Origin of the sequence: Microbacterium cremeum (assembly GCF_015277855.1) — a bacterium.
GTDB lineage: Bacteria > Actinomycetota > Actinomycetes > Actinomycetales > Microbacteriaceae > Microbacterium > Microbacterium cremeum.
In genome coordinates this window covers 3638003-3661484 of record NZ_CP063812.1, presented here as the reverse complement: position 1 = coordinate 3661484, position 23482 = coordinate 3638003, and the positions used below count along the sequence as shown (strand labels likewise).

At 71.6% G+C, this 23482-nt stretch carries 22 protein-coding genes; 9 read left to right on the top strand and 13 right to left on the bottom strand.

Annotated features, from left to right (window positions below; genetic code table 11):
* Positions 1-15: 15 nt before the first annotated feature.
* Entirely contained in the window at positions 16-1806 is a 1791-nt protein-coding gene (locus IM778_RS16350; protein ID WP_194409864.1) for a glycoside hydrolase family 15 protein, read from the top strand.
* A gap of 180 nt (positions 1807-1986) precedes the next feature.
* Here IM778_RS16350 and IM778_RS16345 read toward each other — a convergent pair whose 3' ends face one another.
* Both IM778_RS16345 and IM778_RS16340 read right to left on the bottom strand, forming a co-directional pair.
* A complete protein-coding gene (locus tag IM778_RS16345; RefSeq protein WP_194409863.1) occupies positions 1987-3090 on the bottom strand; it encodes an ABC transporter permease in 1104 nt (367 codons plus the stop codon).
* Positions 3087-3971 carry an ABC transporter ATP-binding protein gene (locus tag IM778_RS16340; RefSeq protein WP_194409862.1) on the bottom strand — a complete coding sequence of 295 codons (885 nt, stop codon included), beginning with the start codon at positions 3969-3971 and terminating at the stop codon, positions 3087-3089. The genes IM778_RS16345 and IM778_RS16340 overlap by 4 nt, the downstream gene beginning before the upstream one ends.
* A 222-nt stretch (positions 3972-4193) precedes the next feature.
* Between IM778_RS16340 and IM778_RS16335 the strand changes: the two genes are divergently transcribed.
* Complete coding sequence (locus IM778_RS16335) at positions 4194-4769, top strand: NADPH-dependent FMN reductase (RefSeq protein ID WP_194409861.1); 576 nt, start codon at positions 4194-4196, stop codon at positions 4767-4769.
* Positions 4770-5157: 388 nt separating this feature from the next.
* Here IM778_RS16335 and IM778_RS16330 read toward each other — a convergent pair whose 3' ends face one another.
* Both IM778_RS16330 and IM778_RS16325 read right to left on the bottom strand, forming a co-directional pair.
* Positions 5158-5958, bottom strand: coding sequence for a response regulator (locus IM778_RS16330; protein ID WP_194409860.1), 801 nt, complete (start codon positions 5956-5958; stop codon positions 5158-5160).
* Positions 5955-7235, bottom strand: coding sequence for a sensor histidine kinase (locus IM778_RS16325; protein WP_194409859.1), 1281 nt, complete (start codon positions 7233-7235; stop codon positions 5955-5957). Before IM778_RS16325 ends, IM778_RS16330 begins: the two co-directional genes overlap by 4 nt.
* A gap of 148 nt (positions 7236-7383) precedes the next feature.
* Here IM778_RS16325 and IM778_RS16320 point away from each other — a divergent pair, with 148 nt between their 5' ends.
* Entirely contained in the window at positions 7384-7821 is a 438-nt protein-coding gene (locus tag IM778_RS16320) for a VOC family protein (RefSeq protein WP_194409858.1), read from the top strand.
* A 1-nt stretch (position 7822) separates the two neighbouring features.
* Positions 7823-8536 carry a winged helix-turn-helix transcriptional regulator gene (locus IM778_RS16315; protein WP_194409857.1) on the top strand — a complete coding sequence of 238 codons (714 nt, stop codon included), beginning with the start codon at positions 7823-7825 and terminating at the stop codon, positions 8534-8536.
* 12 nt (positions 8537-8548) lie between these two features.
* On the opposite strand, the gene IM778_RS16310 is transcribed toward IM778_RS16315, so the two are convergent.
* Positions 8549-10408, bottom strand: coding sequence for a sigma-70 family RNA polymerase sigma factor (locus IM778_RS16310; protein ID WP_194409856.1), 1860 nt, complete (start codon positions 10406-10408; stop codon positions 8549-8551).
* A gap of 181 nt (positions 10409-10589) precedes the next feature.
* The gene (locus IM778_RS16305; RefSeq protein ID WP_194409855.1) at positions 10590-11447 is read right to left on the bottom strand and encodes an exodeoxyribonuclease III; all 858 of its coding nucleotides are present in this window, start codon (positions 11445-11447) and stop codon (positions 10590-10592) included.
* Between the two features lie 62 nt (positions 11448-11509).
* On the opposite strand from IM778_RS16305, the gene pyrE reads away from it, so the two are divergent.
* Positions 11510-12088: an orotate phosphoribosyltransferase gene (pyrE, locus tag IM778_RS16300; RefSeq protein ID WP_194409854.1), complete on the top strand. Its 579-nt coding sequence runs from the start codon at positions 11510-11512 to the stop codon at positions 12086-12088.
* Between the two features lie 204 nt (positions 12089-12292).
* Here pyrE and IM778_RS16295 read toward each other — a convergent pair whose 3' ends face one another.
* Together IM778_RS16295 and IM778_RS16290 are read right to left on the bottom strand one after the other, a co-directional pair.
* Positions 12293-12865: a YdeI/OmpD-associated family protein gene (locus tag IM778_RS16295; RefSeq protein WP_194409853.1), complete on the bottom strand. Its 573-nt coding sequence runs from the start codon at positions 12863-12865 to the stop codon at positions 12293-12295.
* A gap of 45 nt (positions 12866-12910) precedes the next feature.
* Positions 12911-13720 carry an HAD-IIA family hydrolase gene (locus IM778_RS16290; protein WP_194409852.1) on the bottom strand — a complete coding sequence of 270 codons (810 nt, stop codon included), beginning with the start codon at positions 13718-13720 and terminating at the stop codon, positions 12911-12913.
* Between the two features lie 58 nt (positions 13721-13778).
* Between IM778_RS16290 and IM778_RS16285 the strand changes: the two genes are divergently transcribed.
* Entirely contained in the window at positions 13779-14732 is a 954-nt protein-coding gene (locus tag IM778_RS16285; RefSeq protein WP_194409851.1) for an SDR family NAD(P)-dependent oxidoreductase, read from the top strand.
* 207 nt (positions 14733-14939) lie between these two features.
* On the opposite strand, the gene IM778_RS16280 is transcribed toward IM778_RS16285, so the two are convergent.
* Genes IM778_RS16280 through IM778_RS16265 form a run of 4 tightly spaced genes read right to left on the bottom strand, consistent with a single transcriptional unit; the run spans position 14940 to position 18236 of the window.
* A complete protein-coding gene (locus tag IM778_RS16280) occupies positions 14940-15575 on the bottom strand; it encodes a metal-dependent transcriptional regulator (RefSeq protein WP_194409850.1) in 636 nt (211 codons plus the stop codon).
* Positions 15576-15617: 42 nt separating this feature from the next.
* On the bottom strand, positions 15618-16499 hold the full coding sequence (locus IM778_RS16275) for a metal ABC transporter permease (protein WP_194409849.1): 882 nt from the start codon (positions 16497-16499) through the stop codon (positions 15618-15620).
* Positions 16496-17302, bottom strand: a complete 807-nt coding sequence (locus IM778_RS16270) for a metal ABC transporter ATP-binding protein (RefSeq protein WP_228484614.1) — start codon at positions 17300-17302, stop codon at positions 16496-16498. Before IM778_RS16270 ends, IM778_RS16275 begins: the two co-directional genes overlap by 4 nt.
* Before the next feature lie 4 nt (positions 17303-17306).
* Complete coding sequence (locus tag IM778_RS16265; protein ID WP_194409848.1) at positions 17307-18236, bottom strand: metal ABC transporter substrate-binding protein; 930 nt, start codon at positions 18234-18236, stop codon at positions 17307-17309.
* Positions 18237-18377: 141 nt separating this feature from the next.
* Here IM778_RS16265 and IM778_RS16260 point away from each other — a divergent pair, with 141 nt between their 5' ends.
* Positions 18378-19016, top strand: a complete 639-nt coding sequence (locus IM778_RS16260; RefSeq protein WP_194409847.1) for a TrmH family RNA methyltransferase — start codon at positions 18378-18380, stop codon at positions 19014-19016.
* A 14-nt stretch (positions 19017-19030) separates the two neighbouring features.
* Here IM778_RS16260 and IM778_RS16255 read toward each other — a convergent pair whose 3' ends face one another.
* Complete coding sequence (locus tag IM778_RS16255; RefSeq protein ID WP_194409846.1) at positions 19031-20356, bottom strand: MATE family efflux transporter; 1326 nt, start codon at positions 20354-20356, stop codon at positions 19031-19033.
* Between the two features lie 92 nt (positions 20357-20448).
* Here IM778_RS16255 and IM778_RS16250 point away from each other — a divergent pair, with 92 nt between their 5' ends.
* A complete protein-coding gene (locus IM778_RS16250) occupies positions 20449-22437 on the top strand; it encodes a M13 family metallopeptidase (RefSeq protein WP_194409845.1) in 1989 nt (662 codons plus the stop codon).
* Positions 22438-22525: 88 nt separating this feature from the next.
* A complete protein-coding gene (locus IM778_RS16245) occupies positions 22526-23443 on the top strand; it encodes a serine hydrolase (RefSeq protein WP_228484613.1) in 918 nt (305 codons plus the stop codon).
* Positions 23444-23482: the final 39 nt, after the last annotated feature.

Below are 23482 nucleotides of genomic sequence, written 5' to 3'. Positions count from 1 at the left end.
GCCACAATCGGGACGATGCCGGCCCCGATCGAGGACTACGCCCTGCTCAGCAGCTGCCGCACCGCGGCGCTGGTCTCACGGGAGGGCAGCATCGACTGGCTGTGCGTGCCGCGTTTCGACTCGCCCTCGGTGTTCGGGGCGCTGCTCGGCGAGGAGGACCACGGATGCTGGAGCCTGCGCCCCAGCGACCCTGAAGCGACGAGCACCCGGCGCTACGACGGCGACACCTTCATCCTCGTGACGCGGTGGGAGACCGCCGAGGGCGTGGCCGAGGTGCACGACTTCATGCCCATCGACGGCAACCGCGTCGACGTCGTCCGCCGGATCGTGGGCGTCACCGGCACGGTCGAGTTCACCGACACCGTCCGCCTGCGCTTCGACTACGCCCAGGCGCTCCCGTGGGTGCGGCAGGTGTCCGGCGTCCCGCTCACCGGGCTCGCGATCGCCGGACCCCATGCGCTGGTGCTGCGCGGAGCCGCCCTCCGCCCGGTAGACCACGCCCATACCGCCGCGATCACGGTCGGTCCGGGCGAGGTCGTCGACCTCTCGCTGACGTGGTTCAAGTCCCACCACGATGTGCCCGAGCCCCTCGACGTCGACCGCTCGCTCGCCGCGACGCGAACGTGGTGGCAGGACTGGGCCGACCGCATCGACCACCACGGCCCGCACCACGACGACGTCGTCCGGTCTCTGCTCGTGCTGCGGGCGCTCACGCACGAGAGCACCGGGGGGATCGTCGCGGCCGCGACGACGTCGCTGCCGGAGGACTTCGGCGGGTCGCGCAACTGGGACTATCGCTACGTCTGGCTGCGCGACGCCGCCCTCACCCTCGAGACCCTGCTCGAGCACGGCTTCACCCATGTCGCGGAGCGCTGGCGGGGCTGGCTCCTCCGCGCGATCGCGGGGGACCCCGCGGACGTGCAGATCATGTACGGACTCGCCGGCGAGCGCGATCTGGCCGAGCGCGAGCTCACGAGCCTCCCGGGATACCGCGGCGCCGCACCGGTGCGGATCGGCAACGGCGCCGTGAGCCAGTACCAGGCCGACGTGATCGGCGAGGTGATGGTGGCGCTGGAGGCCACGCGCCGGGCCGGAGTCGCCGAAGACTCCTTCTCGTGGCCGCTGCAGTGCGCGCTGCTCTCGCAGGTGATCGAGTGGATCGACCGCCCCGACCGCGGCATCTGGGAGATCCGCGCCGAGAGCCGGATGTTCACCCACTCCCGCGTGATGATCTGGGCCGCCCTCGACCGGGGCGTCCGGGCTGTCCGCGAGACGGGCCTCGAGGGCGACGCCGAGCGATGGGCGCAGGCCCGCGACCGCATCCGCGACGAAGTCGACCAGCGCGGGTACGACGCGGCGCGGGGCCACTTCGTGCAGCACTACGGGTCGACGGAGGTCGACGCCTCGCTGCTGCTGATCCCGCAGGTGGGCTTCTGCGCGTACGACGACCCGCGGATGCTCGGCACGGTCGCCGAGATCGAACGCACCCTCCTGCGCGACGGGCTCGTGCGGCGTTACCGCACCGAGGCCGGGGTCGACGGTCTCTCGGGCGACGAGCATCCGTTCCTGGCGTGCTCGTTCTGGCTGGTCGAGCAGTATGCGAGCAGCGGTCGCGTCGACGATGCGAACGCCCTGATGGATCGGCTGTGCGCGCTCGCGAGCGACCTCGGCCTGCTCTCGGAGGAGTACGACGTCGAGGGCGGCCGCCACGCCGGCAACACGCCGCAGGCCCTCACGCACCTCGCTCTGGTGCGCGCGGCCGACGCCCTCGTCGGGCATGCCGGGCGTGCCGCCCTCCGCCGCTGACGCCCCCGCCCCCCCGCCCCCGCCCCCGCCGCGCCCGCCCCGCCCCTGCCGCGAGAGTGCACCTGGCGGACGAGAGGGAGGGAAGCCACCTACCTCTCGTCCACCAGGTGCACTCTCGCGGAAAGATGACGGATGCCGCGGTCCCGCGCAGGGCGTCGGCCGCGGCATCCGTCACCTGCGTCAGCGGGCGAGGGCCTCCGAGAGCTTCACGCGGCCGCCCATGCGCAGCAGCGAGTTCTCGTAGATGCGCGCGCCGACGAGGATCGCGGCGACGCACGTGGCGACGAGGATCGCGAGCGACACGAGCGGCTCCCACCACTGCGCCTCGCCGAGGAAGATGCGCATCGGCATGCCGACCGGCGCCGAGAACGGCACGTACGACATGACCGCCAGCACGAGCGGGTTGTCGTTGAAGAAGATCACCAGGAAGTAGGGCGCCATGATGAGCATCGTGAGCGGGGTCGTCGTCGAGCCGATGTCCTCCATGCGCGACACCATCGACGCCGCCGCCGCGAAGAGGGACGCGAGCAGGATGAACCCGAACAGGAAGAACACCGCGAACCACGCGATCGGCGCGCCCAGGCCCTGCAGCAGCGCCGTCTGATCGGTCACGGTGAGCCCGACGATCGCGATCGCTGCGAGGAGGAGGATCTGCGCCATGGCGAGGATCGTGTTGCCGATGACCTTGCCCGCCAGCAGCACGCGCACCGGGATCGCCGAGATGAGCAGCTCGACCACACGCGTCTGCTTCTCTTCGACGACGCTCTGTGCGATGGTGCCGCCGAACATCGACGCGGCGAAGAGGAACACGATGCCGAATCCGATGGCGGCGATGTAGCCGAGCGCCGCGTTCACGTCGTCGGGCGAGAGCAGCTCGACCGGCGGCACCTGCGCGAGCTGCAGCAGCAGCTGGGTCGGCGCGCTCGTGTCGGCCAGCACGGCGAAACCCGTGGGCGAGGACGCGTCGGCGACGATCGCCGCATCCACGTCGCCGGCCGAGACGAGCGCTTCGGCCTCGGCGCGGTCGGCGACGTCGGTGACCTCGAGGCCGTCGACGGCCGAGACGTACCGCGTGGCGTCGGCGGTGACCGCGACCGGGGTGCCGCTCGAGTTCGACGCCTGGAAGCCGGCCCAGATCACGAGCGCCAGCGCACCCACGAGCAGGATCACGGTCGAGATGACGAACGCCTTGCTGCGCAGCTTCGAGCCGATCTCTCGCTCGGCGACGAGCCACACGCCCTGCGCGGCGCTGAGCGACCGTTCGGCGGGTCGGACGGTGCTCACTGGATGACCTCCTTGAAGATCTGGGCGAGGGTGGGATGCTGCGGGGCGAAGCTCGCGACATCGCCCTGCTCGACCGCGCGGCGCAGGATGCGCTGCGCGGTCTCGTCGCTGTCGGCGTCGAAGACGGCGTAGCCGCCGTCGAAACTCAGGACCTCGACGCCCGGCTCGGTGCGCAGCCACCCGGCATCGCCCGCCGAGACGAGCTCGTAGCGGCGGGTGGAGTGCTCGGCGCGCAGGGCGTCGCGGGGTCCGGCGGCGCGGATCGTGCCGCCGGCGATGATGACGAGGTCGTCGCACAGGCGCTCGACGACGTCGAGCTGGTGCGACGAGAACAGCACGGCGGCGCCGGCGGCGGCGCGCTCCTGGAGCACTGCTGCGACGACGTCCACGGCGAGGGGGTCGAGACCCGAGAAGGGCTCGTCGAGGATGAGCACCTGCGGATCGTGCACGAGCGCCGCCGCGATCTGCGCACGCTGCTGGTTGCCCAGCGACAGCGTCTCGACGTTGTCGCCGAGGCGCTCGCCGAGTCCGAGCTGCTCGAGCAGCGCGGTCGCGCGGGTCGAGGCATCCGTCTTCGAGAACCCGTGCAGTCGCGCCAGGTACACGATGTGCTCGAGCACCTTCATCTTCGGGTACAGGCCGCGCTCCTCGGGCATGTACCCGAAGCGGCGGCGGTCGGATGCCGTCACCTCGGCACCGTCGAGCGTCACGGTGCCGGCGTCCTTGGCGAGCACGCCCAGCACGATCCGCATGGTCGTGGTCTTGCCGGCGCCGTTCCCACCGACGAAGCCGGTGAGCCGGCCCGGGCGGACGTCGAACGACACCTCGTCGAGCACGCGACGACCCGCGTAGCTCTTCGTGATGCCCTGCAGCTTCAGCATCCTGTCTCCTCTGGTCGAAGTCGTGACCTCCACGCTAGGGCCGGCGGCGTCGGCAGGCCTCCCCCTGGCGGGGGAGATCCGGCTCCTCCGCTGCACGGGGGAGGATCGGGGATCGCGGATTTGCATACCTTGGAATAGATCGCAGATACATGTGCTTGCATGGAAGTGGAACGTCCACGGTGGTCCCCGCCGGGGACCTCTCTGTCTGAAGGAGCACAATTCATGTCCGACCGGACCATCGGCTACATCGTCGGCAGCATCTCGTCGACCTCGATCAACCGCCGCCTCGCGAAGGCGCTCGAGCGACTCGCCCCCGAAGGCACGACGCTCGTCGAGATCCCGATCGAGGGCCTCCCGTTCTACTCGCCCGACTACGACGCCGACTTCCCCCAGGTCGCGCGCGACTTCAAGCAGGCGATCGAAGACGCCGACGGCGTGATCATCGTCACCCCCGAGTACAGCCGCTCGATCCCGGGCGTCCTGAAGAACGCCCTCGACTGGTCCGCACGTCCGTGGGGCCACGCGTCGTTCAACGGCAAGCCCACCGCCGTCATCGGCACCTCGCAGGGCGGCATCGCGACCGCCGCCGCGCAGCAGCACCTGAAGGCCATCCTCAGCCACTACAACGCTCCGACCCTCGGCCAGCCCGAGGGCTTCGTCCAGACCCTCCCCGGCCTGTTCACCGAGGACGGCGAGGTCACCAACGACCAGACCGCCGAGTTCCTGGTCGGCTTCCTCGAGGCCTTCGGCGCGCTCGTCGACCGCTACGCGCCCGCGCGCGAGGCCGTCGCCGCCTGACCTACTCCTCCCGAGTTTCCTCCCGAGTGCGGATGCCTCGGCCCTGAGCCCTTTCGCGGCCCCGGGCCGAGGCATCCGTCGTTCTCGCCCCCGCCCGGGGTCGCTCCGCAGTCACTTCTCGCAGTTCCCGTGCCCTCGCCCGCGCACCTTGTGACTGCGGAGCGACGTGCCGGGGGCCGGGGGCTCCGCAGTCGGTTCTCGCGGTTCCGCGGCCCTCTCCCGCGCACTTTGCGACTGCGGAGCGACGTGCCGTGGGCTCCGCAGTCAGGAAATGCGGGTTGCGGCGGTGCGGTCGCGCGATTTGTGACTGCGGAGCCTCCGGGCGCGGAGGCGCGGGGGCGAGGGCGGTGCGGAGGCCGAGGGGCGGAGGCGCGGAGGGGTGAGGGGGTCAGGCGAGGCCGTGGCGATGGGCGTAGACGACCGCGGCGACGCGGTCGCGGGCGCCGAGTTTCTGCAGCACGTTCGACACGTGGGTCTTCACCGTCGCCTCGCCGATGTAGAGGCGCTGTGCGATCTCGGCGTTGCTGAGCGCCTGTGCGACGAGCCGCAGCACCTCGGTCTCGCGCTCGGTGAGCTCGACCGCCGCCACCCCGCCCCCGGCCCCGCCCCCGCCCCCAACCCCGACCCCGCCCCCGGCCCCCGGCCGCGGAGATCCCACGCTGGGCGAGAGTGCAGCTGGTGGACGAGGGTGAGGGTGCTTCCCTGCCTCTCGTCCGCCAGCTGCACTCTCGCGGTCAGGGTGGGGTGAGGACGCGGCCGACGAGGCGAAGCGGGCGATCACGCGGCGGGTGACCTCGGGGGCCAGCAGCGCGTCGCCGGCGGCCGCCACGCGCACGGCGCTCACGAGCTCTTCCGGGCCGGCGTTCTTCAGCAGGAACCCGCTCGCGCCCGCCGCGAGCGCGTCGAACAGGTAGTCGTCGCGGTCGAACGTCGTCACGACGACGACCGCGGCATCGACCGCGGTGTCGGCGACGATGCGCCAGGTCGCCTCGAGCCCGTCCATGTCGGGCATCTGCACGTCCATGCAGATCACGTCGGGTCGAAGAGCGGATGCCGCCGCCACCGCCTGGCGGCCGTCCGACGCCTCGCCGGCGACGACGATGTCGCCCGCCGCCTCGAGGATCATGCGGAATCCCGCCCGCATCACGGCGTGATCGTCGACGAGCAGCACGCGGATCGGGCCGGTCACGCGCGCGCCTCCGCCGCGGCGGCCGCCCGCAGCGGCATTCGCAGGCGCACGAGGAAGCCGCCCCGCGGTCGCGGCCCCGCCTCGAGTGCGCCGCCCGACGCGAGGGCCCGCTCGCGCATGCCGACGAGGCCGAGGCCGGGCCGCATCGCGACGACGGCGCGACCGGTGTTGGTCACCTCGAGCTCGACGGCGTCGCCCGCGTACCGCAGCCGGACGTCGGCCGTGGCATCCGGTCCGCCGTGGCGGCGCGCGTTGGTGAGCGCCTCCTGCGCGACGCGGTAGACGTTGACCTGCATCAGATCGGGCAGGTCGACCGGCTCGCCCACGATCGTCAGAGTCGTGGGCAGCCCGTTGTCGTTCGCATGCACCACGAGGTCGGCGAGGCCCGACAGGTGCACGGTCGACCCGCCCTCGCCGTCGCCGTCGGGCGTGCGGAGGGTCTCGAGAAGCTGCCGGAGGTCGTCGAGGGCGGAGCGGGCGGATGCCTCGACCCCGAGCAGCGCCGAGCGCGCGGCATCCGGATCCCGCTCCAGCACGGCGCGCGCCGCGCCGGCCTGAACGCCCATCGCCGACACGTGGTGCGCCACGACGTCGTGCAGCTCGCGCGCGATGCGCACGCGGTCGAGCGCGACCGCCTGCGCGGCAGTCACCTCGCGCTCGCGCTCGAGCTCGCGCGTGCGCTCCTCGAGCGCCGCGCGCTCCATCGCCGACGCGTACGAGCGGTCGCCCAGGTAGTACGCACCGCCGAAGAACGCCGCGTTCACGAGGAACTGGATGAGCATCATCGCGGCGAACGGCGAGAACAGCCCCGCGCGCGACAGCTGGTCGTCGGAGGGATCGATGGCCGCCTGGAACGTCGTGATGAGCAGCCACACGAACATGCCGACGATCACGGCGACGCGCACGTACATCGCGCGCCGGCGATCGTCCACCCACGCACCCACGGTGTACATCGCGATGAACATCGAGATGTTGCTGACGTACAGCTCGGGGATCCGAGCCGTCACGCCGATGACGAACACGACCGAGATCACGACCACCACGATCTCGGGGAAGCGGCGGCGCACGGCCAGCGGCGCGGTGAGCCCCAGGGCGTACAGCAGCGCCCATTGCATCCCGGGCGCATTCTCGGCGCCGTAGAAGCCGGCGACAGAGCCGAGGGCCGCGCTCAGGATCGCTCCCAGGAGCAGGGCCGCCGCCAGCCAGACGTCGTTGCGGAGTTCCTGCGCGGTCGGCCTCGGCCGGTGCGCCCGGCGGGCGACGGGGGTTTCGAGCATTCCTCCACGGTAGGCGGCGGGCGGCGGCGCGGCATCCGCCCCACGGGGGAGAAGTCGCATAACTTGTTATTGACAAGCACGGTTGTTTTTTGCAAGCATGATGTCCACCCACCCACCCGCCCCCACCCACAACGCAAGGAGCACCGCAATGACGCACATCTTCGTCAACCTCCCGACGAACGACCTCGACCGGGCCAAGGCCTTCTACACCGCGCTCGGCGCCGACATCAATCCGCTCTTCACCGACGAGAACGCCGCGTGCATCGTGTGGGACGAGAACGTGTTCTTCATGGTCCTCACCAGGGAGTACCTCGCGACGTTCACCGACAAGCCGATCGCCGACCCCGCCTCGGTCGCCCAGACGCTGATCGCGCTCAGCCGCGAGTCGCGCGAGCACGTCGACCAGACGGTCGAGGCCGCGCTCGCCCACGGCGGCACCGAGCCCAAGGAGCCGCAGGACTACGGCTTCATGTACACCCGCCACCTCGAAGACCCCGACGGGAACATCGTCGAGTTCGTCTACATGCAGCCGGACGCAGCTGAGCAGGGCCCCGACGCGTACGCGGCCGAGCACGCGCAGGCGTAACGTGGCCGCCCGCAGCTACGGCCAGTACTGCGGGGTCACGACGGCCGTCGAGCTGATCGGCGAGCGGTGGGCGCTGCTCATCGTCCGCGATCTGCTCGTCGGGCCTCGGCGCTACACCGACCTCAAGCAGGGACTGCCCAAGATCCCCACCAACATCCTCTCCACGCGGCTCAAGGAGCTCCAGGAGGGCGGCGTCGTGCGCCGCGTGCCGCTGCCCAACTGCGGGCTGGTGTACGAGCTCACGCCGTACGGGCGCGAGCTCGAGCCGATCGTCCTCGCGCTCGGACGGTGGGGGTTCCGGCAGATGGGCGACCCGGCCGCGGACGACGTCGTGACGGCCGACTCGCTCACGATGGCGTTGCGCACGGCATTCCGGGCGGATGCCGCAGCCGCACTCCCCGCGGCGGACTACGAGCTCCACGTCGCCGACGTCGTCCTCCGCGTGCACGTCGACTCCTCCGGCCTGCGCATCGCGCAGCTGCAGCCGGCCGGGCGGCCGGTCGACCCGAAGCTGGGGACGCAGGCCCCGACCGCCGCAGACCCCGACCTCGTGTTCGCCGCGGGGCCCGGCATCCGTCGCCTCATCTCGGGGGAGGTGGCCCCGGCCGAAGCGATCGACCGCGAGATCGTCGCCGTCGTGTCGGGGGACGCGGGCCTGCTCGAGCGCTTCGCGCAGACCTTCCACATCGACCCGGGGGCCGTCCTCGCCGCGTGAGGCGGGGCGGCCTCAGGCGACCGGAGCTTCGGCGGCGAGCACCGTCACGACGAACGTGGCGAGACGCCCGAACCGGCCCGTGTGCGGATCGACATAGCGGATGCCGATCACGTGGTCGCCGGGAACCGTGTCGTACACGACCCGCACGACCGGATTGCCGGTCAGCACGTGCACGTTCCCCGTCGGCGTGCCGTCGAACGAGACGACGGCTCGATGGCCCGGGGCGCCGTCGAGCAGGAGCGCGAGGTCGTCGGCGACCCCGTCGCCGTCGGCGTCGTGGAGGCCTGTCCGCAGTGTGCCGTCAGCCGTCGTGATCGTCGGAGCCGGAAGCGCGAAGGGGCCGACGGCGGCGCTCGGCTCGGACGCGCGAAGGCCGGGCGCGGTCTGCACCGCGCGCACCGTCATCCCCACACGCAGCAGATCGGCGGGGATGTCGGTGCTGAACGTCCCGTCGGGCTGCACGGTGACCTCGGCCAGCGTCGAGCCCGACTCGTCGATGAGCACCACCCGCGCGCCGGCGACGCCGGTGCCGGTGATCGCGTCGGGCACCGGCGCGTCGAGATCGGCCACCGGCGCGAGCGTCGGCGCGCCCGTGCGGGCGGGCTGGGGGGTGGGTGTCGGCGTGGGCGCCGGAGTGGGCGCCGGAGACGGTGCGGGCGCCGGCGCGGGCGCGGGCGCAGGCGCGGGCGCGGGCTCGGGCACAGGCGCGGGCGCCGGGTCGACGATCGCCGGAGCGACCGGCTCGGGCACCGGCGGCTCTTCGGGGGTTGCGGGCAGGGCGTCGGTGTTCGCCGGAGGTCGCTCCAGACCGCTCGACGCGTCCGCGACGACGGGTGCGGCATCCGTCCCACCTGCCGGAGCGTTCCACGGCGCGACGGCGATCACGATCGCGACGGCCGCCGCCGCGGCGACCGCTCCTGCCGAGATGCCGACGGCAGGCAGGGCGGTGGTGCCGGCACCCCCCGCGCCGGCACCACCTCCCGAGGCGCCCCCCGATGCGCCTGTCCCCCCAAGTCCGGACGTCCCCCCTCCCCAGATGGGCGCTCCGGTGGCCACCGCCGCCACGGCCGGAGTGGCGTCGGCGGTGTAGGCGAGGGCCCCAGCCCCGCCGAGTACAAGAGGCAGCAGCACGGCGCGCAGCCGCTGCGACACGTTCTCGAGGTCGGCCGCGACGATGCGGCACGCCTGGCAATCCCGCAGGTGCGCGTCGAGACGGCGCCGATCGCCGCGGCGCACCGGCTTCTTCTCGCTCGCGACGAGCAGCTCGCACACCCAGCGGCACTCCGCGGGGCGGGCCGGGTCGCTGATGTGCGCCTGCAGCCACGACTGCTTGAAACCCTCGCGCGCGCGGTACGCCAGGGCCGACACGGCGTTCGGACTCATCCCCAGCAGGGGAGCCACCTCCCGCGGCTTCATGCCCTCGACCTCGGTGTACCACAGCAGCTCGCGCCACCGCTCGGGCAGCTCGCGGAAGGCCTGCGCGAGCACCGAGCGGTCGGCCACGAGCTCGGCGAACTCGGCCGACGACTCGGCCGCCCGCTCGTCCAGGTCGTCGAGCGGGACCTCCTTGGCGCGGCGCCCCCACGACGCCGCGATGTTGCGGATGGCGCTGAACAGGTAGGGCCGGAAGCCCTCGTGAGGGCCGCCGCCCTTGCGGATGGCGCTCAGGATCGACGTGAACGCCTCCGAGACCAGGTCGTCGGGGTCGACGTTCGGGCTGATCGCTCGTGCGGCATTGCGTCCGCTCGCGACGTGGCGCTCCCACAGCTCGGCGTAGGCGGCGTCGTCCCCGGCGCGTGCGGCATCGACGAGCTCCTCGTCGGAACGCACGGGCAGCGCGTCGTCCACGACGGCGGTGCGGGGGGTGTTCACGTCGTCTCCTCGCCGGAAGGCGTCACTGGGTTGGGGGCGACCGGCGGGGCGGATCCGCGCCAGGCTAGTGGTGCGCGCTGGGAAACCCCTGGTGAGGGGACTCCGCGGCCGGGTGCACGGCGCGCTCCATCTGTACATGACGCGCCGGGGGCGCGATCATGACGCGGCGTGCGGAAGAACTTCAGAAGATCATGGGGCGATCGTCGTCGTCGGGACCCTCGAGGTCGAGGTCGACGACCACCGGCACGTGATCGCTCGGGGCCTCGCCCTTGCGCTCGTTGCGGTGGATCGCCGCGCCCGTCACGGCGTCGGCCAGGGCGTGCGAACCGAGGATGAAGTCGATGCGCATGCCCTCATTGCGGGGGAAGCGCAGCTGCTTGTAGTCCCAGTACGTGAAGCCGGTGGGCACCAGCGGACGCACGACGTCCTGGAGGCCGGCCGCCTCGAGCGCCGAGAACGCCTCGCGCTCAGGGGGCGAGACGTGGGTCGCGAAGCCCTGGACCACCGACGGGTCGCCGTTGTCGGCATCCGTCGGCGCGATGTTGAAGTCGCCGACCAGCGCGAGCGGCAGGTCGGGGTTCGCGGCGAGCGCCGTCGCGGTGTACTCGGTGAGAGCCGACAGCCAGTCGAGCTTGTAGTAGTAGTGCGGGTCGCCGAGCGAGCGGCCGTTCGGCACGTACAGGCTCCAGACCTCGACGCCGCCGATCGTCGCGCCCATCGCCCGGGCCTCGAGCGGGGCGTCGGGCGCCTGCCCCGAGCCTGTCGCAGGCTGGCCCTTCGCGAAGCCGGGCATGCCGGGGAACGCGGTGCGCACGTCCTCGATCGGCTCTCGGCTGGCGATCGCGACGCCGTTCCACTGCGAGAACCCGAACGCCTCGACGTGGTAGCCGGCGTCCTCGAACCGCTCGAACGGGAACTGCTCGGTTTTGCACTTGATCTCCTGCATCGCGAGCACATCGATGTGCTCGCGCACCGCGAAGTCGACGATGCGGTCGACCCGGGCGCGGATCGAGTTGACGTTCCAGGTGGCCAGGCGCATGGGCTCAAGCCTATTCGCGGCCGCGGACGCAGCCGCCGCGGTCGCTCCGTAGACTCATCGGCATGACCGTCGCCTCCACGCCAGAGCTCGAAGCCGACCGCCAGTACCTCATCGCGCTCATCGAGGACGAGGCCGTGTTCCACGGCGACTTCACGCTCTCGAGCGGCAAGCAGGCGACGTACTACGTCGACATGCGCAAGCTGACGCTCGACCACCGGGCGGCTCCCGCGATCGGGCGCATCATGCTCGACCTCATCCGCGAGGTCGACGGGATCGTGGCCGTCGGCGGTCTGACGCTCGGCGCCGACCCCATCGCGAACGCCGTCATGCACGAGTCCGCGCGCACGCATCGCCCGCTCGACGCCTTCGTCGTCCGCAAGGAGCCGAAAGACCACGGCCGCGGTCGCCAGATCGAGGGGGCGGATGTCGCGGGCAAGCGCGTGGTCGTCGTCGAAGACACCTCGACCACCGGCCAGTCGGCGCTGAAGGCGGTCGAGGCGCTCCGCCGCGAGGGCGCCGAGCCCGTCGCCGTCGCGGTGATCGTCGATCGCAAGACCGGCGCGCAGGCCGCGGTCGAGGCCGAGGGCCTGCAGTGGCTCGCCGCGATCGACCTCGACGACCTGGGCCTCGAGCCGCAGTAGTAGCCTGCCCGGGGCGTCTCGGTCGCCGAGCGCCCTTCGATACGGCCCTGGCGGGCCTGCTCAGGGACCGCTTCGCGAGACGAAACGCGCGTCAGTCGTCGCGCCGACCCCGGCCGCGCCACCACTGCCACACGAGGGCCACGAGGGTGCCCAGCACGATGACGGCCGACACCGACAGCAGCAGGGTCTGATCGGTCTGCGAGATCACGGTCGCTTCCCCTCCGCGGCATCCGTCACGATCTTGGCGATGCGCGCCGCACGCGTCTCGGGGCGACGCGCCAGGTCGACCTGCGAGATGCCGAGCTTGCGCGTCGACGGCGGAAACGCGTCCCACGCCGCTCGCGCCGCCGGCACCTCGTCGAGTGCGGCCGCGAGGTCGTCGGGCTCGCGCAGCGCCTCGGCGTTGTCGAGCACGCTCCACGCGCCGTTCGCCTTCGCGACCTCGATCGCGCGGTTGCCGGCTTGCGTGAGCAGTCCGTCGGCTTCGAGCCGCGCGACCCGGGCCTTGTTCGTCGCGGCCCACCCGCTCGTGGGCCGCCGGGGCGCGAACCACAGCCCGCCGCGCTGCTCGTCGAACGTCCGCACCGGACCGTCGATCCAGCCGAAGCGCAGCGCCTGCACGATCGCGTCCTCGTACTCGACGAACGTCAGCCCCGAACCGGCACGCGCACGCACCAGCCACGCCCCCGTGGAGGTGCGATGGTTCGACTCGAGCCACGCAGCCCAGGCCTCGGCATCCGTCGCCTCCACCATCTCACCGTCATCGAGCGCGCCCATGCGACGAACCTACCGGGCGCCTGCGACGTCGGACCTCGGGGCGGGTCAGAGCAGCTCGGGATCCTCCGACTCGACCGGGTCGGCGTCGAGCAGGTCGGCCACCGAGTCGAGCACCTCGTCGGGGCGGAACGGGTAGCGCGCGATCTCGGCGGCGTCGCTGATGCCGGTGAGCACGAGCACGGTGTGAAGTCCCGCCTCGATGCCGGCCACCACGTCGGTGTCCATGCGGTCGCCGATCATGCCGGTGGTCTCGGAGTGCGCGCCGATGCGGTTCAGCGCCGAGCGGAACATCATCGGGTTCGGCTTGCCCACGACGTACGGCTCCATGCCGGTCGCCTTCGTGATGAGCGCCGAGATGGCGCCGGTCGCCGGCAGCACGCCCTCGGTCGACGGCCCGGTCGCGTCGGGGTTCGTGGCGATGAATCGCGCGCCGCGCCCGATGAAGCGGATGGCCTTGGTGATCGCCTCGAACGAGTAGTTGCGCGTCTCGCCGACGACGACGTAGTCGGGGTCCGTCTCGGTCATGATGAACCCGGCCTCGTGGAGCGCCGTCGTCAGGCCCGCCTCGCCGATGACGAACGCCGTGCCGCCGGGCATCTGCGACTTCAGGAAGTCCGCGGTCGCCAGCGCCGACGTCCAGATCGACTCCTCCGGCACGATGAGTCCGGAGGCCCGCAGTCGTGCCGACAGGTCGCGCGGCGTGAAGATCGAGTTGTTCGTGAGCACCAGGAACGGCACGCCCTGATCGCGCCACTGCTGCAGGAGAGCGGATGCCCCGGGGATGGGCGTGTTCTCGTGCACGAGAACGCCGTCCATGTCGGTGAGCCAGCATTCGATGTCGGAGCGCGTGCGCATGCGTCCAGGCTAGGGGGTGGCGGTGTCGGAGCGCGTCGCGCGGGCGTAGGGTCGAACCGTGACGTGGGACCCCCGGAGTCTTCCCGACCTTTCCGGACGCGTGTACCTCGTGACGGGATCGAATGCCGGTCTCGGCTACTTCGCCTCGGAGCAGCTCGTGCGCGCGGGGGCCAGGGTGCTGATGTCGGGCCGCCACCCGAATCGGCTGTCGGCGGCGCGCGCGGCGATCCGTCGCCGGGTTCCGGATGCCTCGCCCGACGCGACCGAGCCGCTCATCCTCGACACATCCAACCTCGGGTCGGTCCGCTCGGCCGCGGCGAGCGTGCGCGGCCGGGGAGGCCTGGACGGCGTGCTGTTCAACGCCGGGATCGTCCACCCGCCGCGTTCGCGCGAGACGACGATCGACGGCCACGAGGTCGTCTTCGCCACGAACGCGCTCGGGCATTTCGCCCTCGGCGGCGAACTGCTGACCGCGCTCGCCGTGAGCGCCGGCCGCATGGTGTGGGTCGGCAGCATGTCGACGGCGCTCACGCCGTACGACCCGGTCGACCCGCAGCTCACGACCCGGTACTCGGCCTGGCGGTCGTACGTGCAGTCCAAGGTCGCCACCGCCGCCCTCGGGTTCGAGGCCGACCGCCGCCTGCGGGCCGCGGGCGTTCCGGTCGAGAGCGTCGTCGCCCATCCGGGGTACTCCACGGGCGGACGCACGCCCGGCATCGTCGGCGTCAACGAGCCGTCACGCGCCAAGCGCTTCCGCGACAACCTGCAGGCGGCGTTCGCGCAGTCCAAGGAGCACGGCGCGTGGCCCCTCGTGCGCGCGCTCGCCGACCCGGAGGTGGCCGGCGGCGAGTTCTGGGGGCCGAAGACCGGGAGCCGCGGCATCCCCACCCGTCAGAATCCGTCGAAGATCACGCACGACCCCGAGGTGGGCGCCCGGATGTGGGCCTTCGCCGAGGCGGCGGCCGGCGTGAAGTGGCCGTTCGCCGAGGCCGCGGCATCCGCCCGCACTTGAGCCCGGTTCCGCGCCGACGCCCGGGGCAGTCGGGCTTCGAGTGTCACGACACGCGGGATCGAAGGACGGATGCCGCGTGTTGCGCCACCCGAAACTCGGGCCGGCGGGCTTCGAGTGTCACGACACGCGGGATCGAAGGACGGATGCCGCGTGTTGCGCCACCCGAAGCGCGGGGAGGCTGGGCGCGAGGTGCGGCAGGTCGGACGGTCAGGCGCTCAGCCAGACCGCGTCTGCCGCGGCCGGGGGCAGCTCCACCCGCGAGCCGCCGATGACGAGGATCGAGGCACCCACGACCGCCGCCTCAGCCCCGACCGCCACGCCGGCGGTCTCGACGGCGCGGAGCAGATCGGGGTCGCGGTCGCTCACCCGCAGCACGCGCCCGACGTGACCGGCGGGGGCTGAGCCGAGCAGCACGAAGGGCTCGCGGTGCACGTCGCCCGCGGCATCCGGAATCGCATCGCCATGCGGGTCGAAGCGGGGCCGCCCGAGGCGCTCGTCGATGCCCTCGAGGAGGCGGTCGCTGATGGCGTGCTCGAGCACCTCGGCCTCGTCGTGCACCTCGTCCCACGCGTACCCGAACTCGCGCACGAGCCACGTCTCGATGAGCCGGTGTCGGCGGATGATGCCGGCCGCGCGCTGCTCTCCCGCCTCGGTCAGGGCGATGGGTCCGTAGGGGCGGTGGGTCACGAGGCCCTGTGCCGCGAGCTTCTGCACCATCTCGGTCACGCTCGACGGTGCGAGACCCAGCTCGCCCGCGAGCTGCGACGGCGTGATGCGCTCGGTCTGCCACTCGGTGTGGTGGTAGATCGTCTTGAGGTAGTCGTCGATCGCGGGGGAGGGCACGGCATCAGGGTACCCGCGGGCGAGAAGGCCGCATGCTCCAGCTCATGACGCGATGGGGCGACGGCCGCGGGGAAGACGGCGTCCACGGGGAAGACGGCGCCCGACGAGTCCGTGCTTCGGTGCGAAGAGGTAGGCCAGCAGGAAGAGCGTGCCCATCGCCACCACCACCATGCCGCCCGACGACGTGTCGAGGTAGTAGCTGAGGTACAGCCCCACGATCGCGCTGACGGCCGCGATCAGGGGGGCGATCACCAGCATGCGTCCGAACCGATCCGTCAGCAGATACGCGGTCGCTCCGGGGATGATGACCAGCGCGACCACGAGGATGACGCCGACGGCCTGAAGCGCGACGACGACGGTCACGGCGAGACAGCCGAGCAGCAGCGCGCTCAGCAGCCGCGGTCGAAGCCCGATCGCCGCAGCGTGGGCCGGGTCGAAGGCGAACAGGGTGAGATCCCGTCGCTTCAGCACCAGCACCGCCACCGTCGCCGCCCCCAGCACCAGCACCTGCACGAGGTCGTCGACCCCGACGCCGAGCAGGTTGCCGAACAGGATGTGAGTGAGATCGGTCTGACTCGGGATCACCGAGATCAGCACGATGCCGACGGCGAACAATGTGGTGAAGACCACCCCGATCGCGGCATCCTCCTTCACACGGCTCGTGCTCCGGATGACGCCGATCGCCGCCACCGCGGCGAGGCCGAACACCAGCGCCCCCACGGCGAACGGCGCGCCGAGCAGGTAGGCGAGCACCACCCCCGGCAGGACGGAGTGCGAGACGGCGTCCCCCATCAGCGACCAGCCGATGAGCACGAGCCAGCAGCTCATGAGGCCGCAGACGACCGCGGCGACGAGGCTGACGCTGAGCGCGCGGACCATGAAGTCGTACTGCAGCGGCTCGAGCATCCAGTCCAGAAGGGTCATCGGGATGCCTCGCCCTCGGCGCCCGCGGCGGCATCGAAGACGTCGACGCCGAACGCCCGCACGAGGTTCTCTGGCCGGAGCACGACGTCGGGTGTGTCATGCAGCAGCACGGTGTGCAGGAAGAGGACGGCCTCGTCGCACAGTCGCGGAAGCGCCGCCAGGTCATGGGTCGCGATCAGGACGGTGCGTCCGTCGAGGGCCAGCTCGCGCAGCACGCGCGTGAGTGTCGACTCGGTGCGCTTGTCGACGCCTGCGAACGGCTCGTCCAACAGCAGCAGGCGGGCATCCTGGGCGAGGCAGCGGGCGACGAACGCACGCTTGCGCTGACCGCCCGAGAGCTCGCCGATCTGCCGGTCGGCGAGCTGCGTCAGCTCCACCCGTTCGAGCGCCTCCGCGACGGCAGCCCGATCGGCGCGGCGCGGCCGCCGTGTCGGTCCCTGGAACCCGTACCTGCCCATCATCACGACGTCTCGCACCCGCAGCGGGAAGCCCCAGTCGACCGATTCGGACTGCGGGACGAAGCCCACAGCGCCCTTCCGGCGCGCGTCGCGCGGCGGCATCCCGTCGATCCTGACGCTGCCCCTGTCGGGCCGCACGACGCCCATCACCGCCTTCAGCAGCGTCGACTTGCCCGACCCGTTCATGCCGATGAGCCCGCACACCGTGCCCGCGGCGAGCTCCAGGTGCGTCCGGTCGACGGCCACGATGTCGCCGTAGCGGACCGTGAGGTCTCGCACGTCGAGTGCGGGGACGGATGCCTCGGCCGGCCGTCCGGCGGCGTCGCTGGTCAGTCGCTGAGCCACGCGGTCATCCCGTTCCGGTAAGACCGGCGATGATCGTGTCGACGTCGTGCTCGATGAGGTCGAGGTAGGTCGGGACGGGCCCGTCGGCCGCCGAGAGCGAGTCGACGTACAGCACGCCGCCGAACTCGGCCTCCGTCGCCTCGACGACCCGCTGCATCGGCGCGTCCGACACGGTGGACTCGCAGAACACCGCCCGGACGCCGTTGCTCTCGACGAACTCGATCGTGTCGGCGATCTGCCGGGGCGTCGCCTGCTGCTCGGCGTTCACCGCCCAGAGGTACGCCTCGGTCAGACCCGCGTCGCGGGCGAGATACGAGAACGCGCCCTCGCACGTGACCAGCGCGCGCTGTTCGGCGGGAAGCGCGCCGAGCTCGGCGACGAGGCGATCGGCGATCTGCTGCAGACGGAGCTTGTACTCCTCGCCGTTCTCTTCGAACGCGGTCGCGTTGTCGGGGTCGAGCTCGCTGAACGCGGCGACGATGTTGTCGACGTAGACCTGCGCATTGAGGGGAGACATCCACGCGTGCGGGTTGTCGCGTCCGGCGTAGGCGTCCTCGGCGATCGGGATCGTGTCGACCCCCTCGCCCACGACGACGTGCGGGGCTTCGACGTCGGCCACGAACTGCGCGAACCAGGCCTCGAGGCCCATGCCGTTGTCGAGGATCAGGTCTGCGCCGTGGGCACGACGGATGTCGCCCGGCGTCGGCTCGTAGCCGTGGATCTCGGCGCCGATCTTCGTGATCGACTCGACCGTGAGGTGCTCGCCCGCGATGTTCTGGGCGATGTCCTCGATCACGGTGAACGTCGTCAGCACGAGCGGCCTGTCGTCGGCGTGCGTGTCGGGTGCGGCGCAACCCACCAGCGCGGCGCAACCCGCCAGCACGGCGAGTGCGGCACACGCGCCCGCGACGAGCGCGCGAGAGCTTTTCGGCATACCGAAATCATAGTGATATTTCGGCGTGCCGAAAACCCCTCGCCTGCTCACGACTCAGGCAGGATGCCCCGGCACGTCCGCGCGCCTGCGCGGCGGCGGCACGCTGCCCGAGTTCGCGCGGGAGCCGGATAGCCTGGGCCGATGACGACGCCGGAGCCCGGTCGCGACGAGCCGACATTGCCGGTGGGCGTGGGTCCGTGGCCGGGCGGCCCCGACGCGTGGCCCGACGACCCGCGCTACGACCGCGAGCTGCTCGCGCACGGCGACGCACGCAACGTCGTCGACGAGTACCGGTACTGGACCATGGACGCGATCGTCGCCGACCTCGACACGCGGCGCCACGGGTTCCACGTCGCCATCGAGAACTGGCAGCACGACATGAACATCGGCTCGATCGTGCGCAGTGCCAACGCATTCCTCGCCGCCGAGGTGCACATCATCGGCAAGCGCCGCTGGAACCGCCGAGGCGCGATGGTGACCGACCGCTACCAGCACGTGCGCCACCACGAGTCGATCGCCGACTTCACGCGATGGGCGGATGCCGCATCCCTGCCCGTCATCGCGATCGACAACGTCGCAGGGTCCGTCGCCCTGCCCGACGCCAAGCTGCCGGAGGCGTGCGTGCTGCTGTTCGGTCAGGAGGGGCCCGGGCTGTCGCCGGAGGCGCTGGCTGCGGCATCCGGTGTCGTCGAGATCACGCAGTACGGCTCGACGCGCTCCATCAACGCGAGCGCTGCGGCCTCGGTCGTCATGTACGAGTGGTGCCGCCGCTGGGCGTGAGTCGACGGTGACGCTCAGGCGCCGGCGGTCATCCAGGCCGAGCCGCGCACGCGCGAGCCCAGGGTGACCAGGCGCGCCAGCATGTAGACGCCGAAGAACGCGACCGCGAGCCAGGCGAGCCCGGCGGCGCCGGACGGGTGCAGCACGGCGATGATCACGAGCACCGGGGCGAACGGCACGAGGTTCAGCACGCCGACGATCGCGAGGTACTTCGCGTCGCCCGCGCCGATCAGCACGCCGTCGAGCACGAACACGATGCCGCACACCGGCTGCGCCACGGCGAGCACGATGAGGGCGGGCTGCACGAGGGCCGCGATCGCGGCATCCCCCGTGAAGAGCAGCCCGATGACACCCGACAGCGCGCCGATGACGGCGCCGACGGCCAGGCCGAACCACGCGCCCCACGCGACGGTGCGGCCGAGCACGCGCCGCACCAGCGGCGTGTCCTCGGCGCCGAGGCCCTTGCCGACGAGCGCCTGCGCCGCGATCGCGAGGGCGTCGAGCGCGAACGCCGCGGTGGAGAAGATGGTGAAGGCGACCTGCCAGCCGGCGAGCTCGTCGGTGCCGAGGCCCGTCGCCACCGCGACGGTCGCCAGCAGCGCGATGCGCAGCGAGACGGTCCGCACGAACAGCCAGCCGCCTGCTCGCGCCGATCCGCGCACGCCGTCGCGCTGCGGCCGGACGGATGCCTCGTGCCGGCGTGCCAGGCGCGCCACCACGGCGACGTACGCGGCGACCATGCCCCACTGCGCCACGACGGTGCCCCACGCCGATCCGGCGATCCCCCACCCGAGGCCGTAGATGAAGGCCCAGTTCAGCAGCGCGTTGGCGGCGAAGCCGAAGCCCGCGATCCACAGCGGGGTCACCGTGTCCTGCATGCCGCGCAGCAGTCCGGTCGCGGCGAAGACCACCAGCATCGCCGGCAGGCCCCACATCGAGATGCCGAGGTAGATCCCGGCCTGCTCCGCGACGTCGGGCGCCGCGCCGAAGAGTCCGACCAGGAGCGGGGTCGCCAGGTATCCGCCGAGCGCGAGCGCCGCGCCCATGCCGAGGGCGAGCCACATGCCGTCGATGCCCACCGACACCGCGCGCGACGGGTCGCCGGCGCCGAACCGGCGTGCGACGGCCGGCGTGGTCGAGTACGCCAGGAACACCATGAGCCCGACGATCGTCTGCAGCACCGCCGACGCGATGCCGAGGCCCGCGAGCGGCACGACGCCCAGGTGCCCCACCAGCGCCGAGTCGACGATGAGGAACAGCGGCTCGGCGACGAGCGAGCCGAGCGCCGGCACCGCGAGCCGCAGGATGTCGCGATTCAGCGTGTCGGGGGCGGTCGTCACCCTGAGAGCCTACGAGGGCAGGACGACAGCGGCGGCCCCACCGCCCCGGCTCGCGGCCGAACCCATCCCGCCGGGCGGCTAACCTGGAACGCATGACCGATGCCCTCCGCTCCGGTCTCGCGCTCGAGGAGCTCAGCGCCGAGATCCGCCCGCAGGACGACCTGTTCCGTCACGTCAACGGCGCCTGGCTCGATCGCACCGAGATCCCGGAAGACAAGGCGCGGTGGGGATCGTTCCACCTCATCGCCGAGCAGGCCGAGAAGGACGTCCACGCGATCGTCGAGGAGTCGCAGGGCGCCGAGCCCGGCACCGAGACGCGCAAGATCGGCGACCTCTACACGAGCTTCATGGACACCGAGCGCATCGAGGCCCTGGGCGCCGCGCCGCTGCGCGATGTGCTGGCGCAGGTCGACGCGATCGACGGCATCCCCGCGTTCCTGCGCACCGTGGGCGAGTTCGAGCGTGACGGGGTCGCGGCGCTCATCCACCTCTACATCGAGCCCGACCCGGGCAACCCCCAGCGCTACGTGCCGTTCTTCATCCAGGGCGGCCTGTCACTCCCCGACGAGAGCTACTACCGCCTCGACAACTTCCAGGAGACCCGCATCGCGTTCCGCACCCACGTGCACCGCGTGCTGGAGCTGGCGGGCGTGACGGATGCCGAGTCCGCCGCCGACCGCATCGTCGCGCTCGAGACCGAACTGGCCACCCATCACTGGGACAACGTCGCCAGCCGCGACGCGGTGAAGACGTACAACCTGAAGACGTGGGACGAGGTGCAGGCCCTCGCCGGCGTCGACCTGACGCCGTGGCTCGAGGGAATCGCGCCCGAGCACACCGCCGCCTTCGCCGAGATCAACGTCTACCAGCCGAGCTTCCTCGAGGGCCTCGGGCTGCTCCTGGTCGAGGACCGCCTCGACGACTGGAAGGCGTGGCTGCGCTTCGCGATCGTGCACTCGGCCGCGCCGTTCCTCTCGGAGGAGTTCGTCGCCGAGAACTTCGGGTTCTATGGCACGCAGCTCACCGGCGTCCCGGTCAACCGCGAGCGCTGGAAGCGCGGCGTGAGCCTCGCCGAGGCCGCGATGGGCGAGGCGATCGGACGCGTCTACGTCGAGCGCCACTTCCCGCCGGCGGCCAAGGAGGCGATGGACGAGCTGGTCGCGAACCTCATCGAGGCGTACCGCCAGTCGATCTCCGACCTCGAGTGGATGAGCCCCGAGACGCGCGAGCGCGCTCTCGCGAAGCTCGACGCGTTCACGCCCAAGATCGGGTACCCGGTGAAGTGGAAGGACTACTCGACCCTCGAGATCGATGCGACCGACCTCATCGGCAACGTCCGCCGTGCCCACGTGTGGGAGCACGACCGCCAGCTCGCGAAGGTCGGGCAGCCGATCGACCGGGACGAGTGGTACATGACGCCGCAGACCGTCAACGCGTACTACAACCCGCTCATGAACGAGATCGTGTTCCCCGCGGCGATCCTGCAGTACCCGTTCTTCGAGGTCGACCGCGACGCCGCCGCGAACTACGGCGGGATCGGCGCGGTGATCGGGCACGAGATCGGCCACGGCTTCGACGACCAGGGCAGCCGGTTCGACGGCGACGGCTCGCTGCGCGACTGGTGGACCGACGCCGACCGCGCGGCGTTCGAGGAGCGCACCAAGGTTCTGATCGACCAGTTCGAGCAGCTCGTGCCGCAGGGTCTCGCCGACGAGCACCACGTGAACGGCGCCCTCACGATCGGCGAGAACATCGGCGACCTCGGCGGTCTCGGCATCGCGATCAAGGCGTACCGGCTCCACATCGCCGACTCCGCCGACAGCGCCGGGGAGCAGGGCGGCGACACCGACCTGGACGGGTTCACCGGCATCCAGCGACTGTTCCTCAGCTGGGCGCAGATCTGGCAGCAGAAGGGGCGGGATGCCGAGACCATCCGCCTGCTGACGATCGATCCGCACGCGCCCAACGAGTTCCGGTGCAACCAGATCGTGCGCAACATCGACGCGTTCTATGATGCCTTCGGTGTCACCGAGTCCGACGCCCTCTGGCTCGACGAGGAGAAGCGCGTCACGATCTGGTGATCGTGCGGGCCTCCCGGCCCGCACGCGTGCGACCGACACCACCCCGAATCCGAAGAACACTGGGAATCAAAGAACCGGAAGGACACCCGTGGGCACCGAGCCCAGAAGGGATGCCGAGTCGCAGCGGGGGGCGCGACGGAGCACCAGCAGACGACTGCCGAGGAGGGCGGCGGTCGGCCGCCGATCGTTCACGTCGACGCTGAAGGCGCTCGACGAGCTCGCCGCATCCGGCGCGAAGATCTCGGTGCGCATCACCGATCTCGATCGGGGCACATCGGTGCTCTCGGGCGACGACTTCGTCACGCTCCCGGTCGCGGGGCTCGGCGTCGTGCCGCTGCTGATCGAGGTGGCCGCCGGGTTCGAGTCGGGGCGGCTCGATCCGCTCGAGATCATCGACCGCTCCCATGTCGACGCGGTCGCGGTGGCCGGCGTGTGGCAGCACCTGAAGGCGCCGGCGCTCCCGCTGTCGGACCTCGCCGTGCTGACCGCGTCGACCGGCGACGCCCTCGCGGCGAACGCGCTGCTGTCGAGGGTGGGCCTGCCGGCGGTGCGGGCGCGCATCGAGCAGCTCGGCCTGGCGCGGTCGGCCCTGCTCGACAGGTTCCGCGACGAGCGCGGCCCCGACGACGCCCCGCACTTCGCCCTGGGCTCCTCGCGCGAGCTCGCGCAGGTGTTCGCGGCTCTGGTCAACTCGCAGGTCGTCTCTCCGGGCGTCAGCGCTCAGGTCGCCGAGTGGCTGAGCCTCAATCACGACCTCTCGCTCGTCGCCTCGGCGACCGGCCTCGACCCGTTCTCGCACGAGAACGACGAGCACGGTCTGCTCTTCGTCAACAAGACCGGCCGGGATGCCGGCATCCGTGTCGAGGCGGGCGTGCTGGCCGGTCCGCGCGCCGGCGTCTCGTACGCCCTCATCGTGTGCTTCGACGACCTCTCCATCTACCACCGCATGCGCGCGCACGAGGCGTTCCGCATCCTCGGCACCGACCTCATGGAGTACGTGTTCTGAGCCCGTCGACGGCCGGCGAGGCGGGAACGGTGGCTGCGG

Excerpts from the sequence above, each read along its gene's own strand:
- IM778_RS16340 (WP_194409862.1), bottom strand. The coding sequence starts at position 3,971 with ATGCTGAAGCTGCAGGGCATCACGAAGAGCTACGCGGGTCGTCGCGTG.
- pyrE (WP_194409854.1), top strand. The coding sequence starts at position 11,510 with ATGACCGTCGCCTCCACGCCAGAGCTCGAAGCCGACCGCCAGTACCTC.
- IM778_RS16250 (WP_194409845.1), top strand. The coding sequence starts at position 20,449 with ATGACCGATGCCCTCCGCTCCGGTCTCGCGCTCGAGGAGCTCAGCGCC.
- IM778_RS16290 (WP_194409852.1), bottom strand. The coding sequence starts at position 13,720 with ATGCGCACGCGCTCCGACATCGAATGCTGGCTCACCGACATGGACGGC.
- IM778_RS16260 (WP_194409847.1), top strand. The coding sequence starts at position 18,378 with ATGACGACGCCGGAGCCCGGTCGCGACGAGCCGACATTGCCGGTGGGC.
- IM778_RS16325 (WP_194409859.1), bottom strand. The coding sequence starts at position 7,235 with ATGCTCGAAACCCCCGTCGCCCGCCGGGCGCACCGGCCGAGGCCGACC.
- IM778_RS16305 (WP_194409855.1), bottom strand. The coding sequence starts at position 11,447 with ATGCGCCTGGCCACCTGGAACGTCAACTCGATCCGCGCCCGGGTCGAC.
- IM778_RS16350 (WP_194409864.1), top strand. The coding sequence starts at position 16 with ATGCCGGCCCCGATCGAGGACTACGCCCTGCTCAGCAGCTGCCGCACC.
- IM778_RS16275 (WP_194409849.1), bottom strand. The coding sequence starts at position 16,499 with ATGACCCTTCTGGACTGGATGCTCGAGCCGCTGCAGTACGACTTCATG.
- IM778_RS16265 (WP_194409848.1), bottom strand. The coding sequence starts at position 18,236 with ATGCCGAAAAGCTCTCGCGCGCTCGTCGCGGGCGCGTGTGCCGCACTC.
- IM778_RS16295 (WP_194409853.1), bottom strand. The coding sequence starts at position 12,865 with ATGGGCGCGCTCGATGACGGTGAGATGGTGGAGGCGACGGATGCCGAG.
- IM778_RS16335 (WP_194409861.1), top strand. The coding sequence starts at position 4,194 with ATGTCCGACCGGACCATCGGCTACATCGTCGGCAGCATCTCGTCGACC.
- IM778_RS16320 (WP_194409858.1), top strand. The coding sequence starts at position 7,384 with ATGACGCACATCTTCGTCAACCTCCCGACGAACGACCTCGACCGGGCC.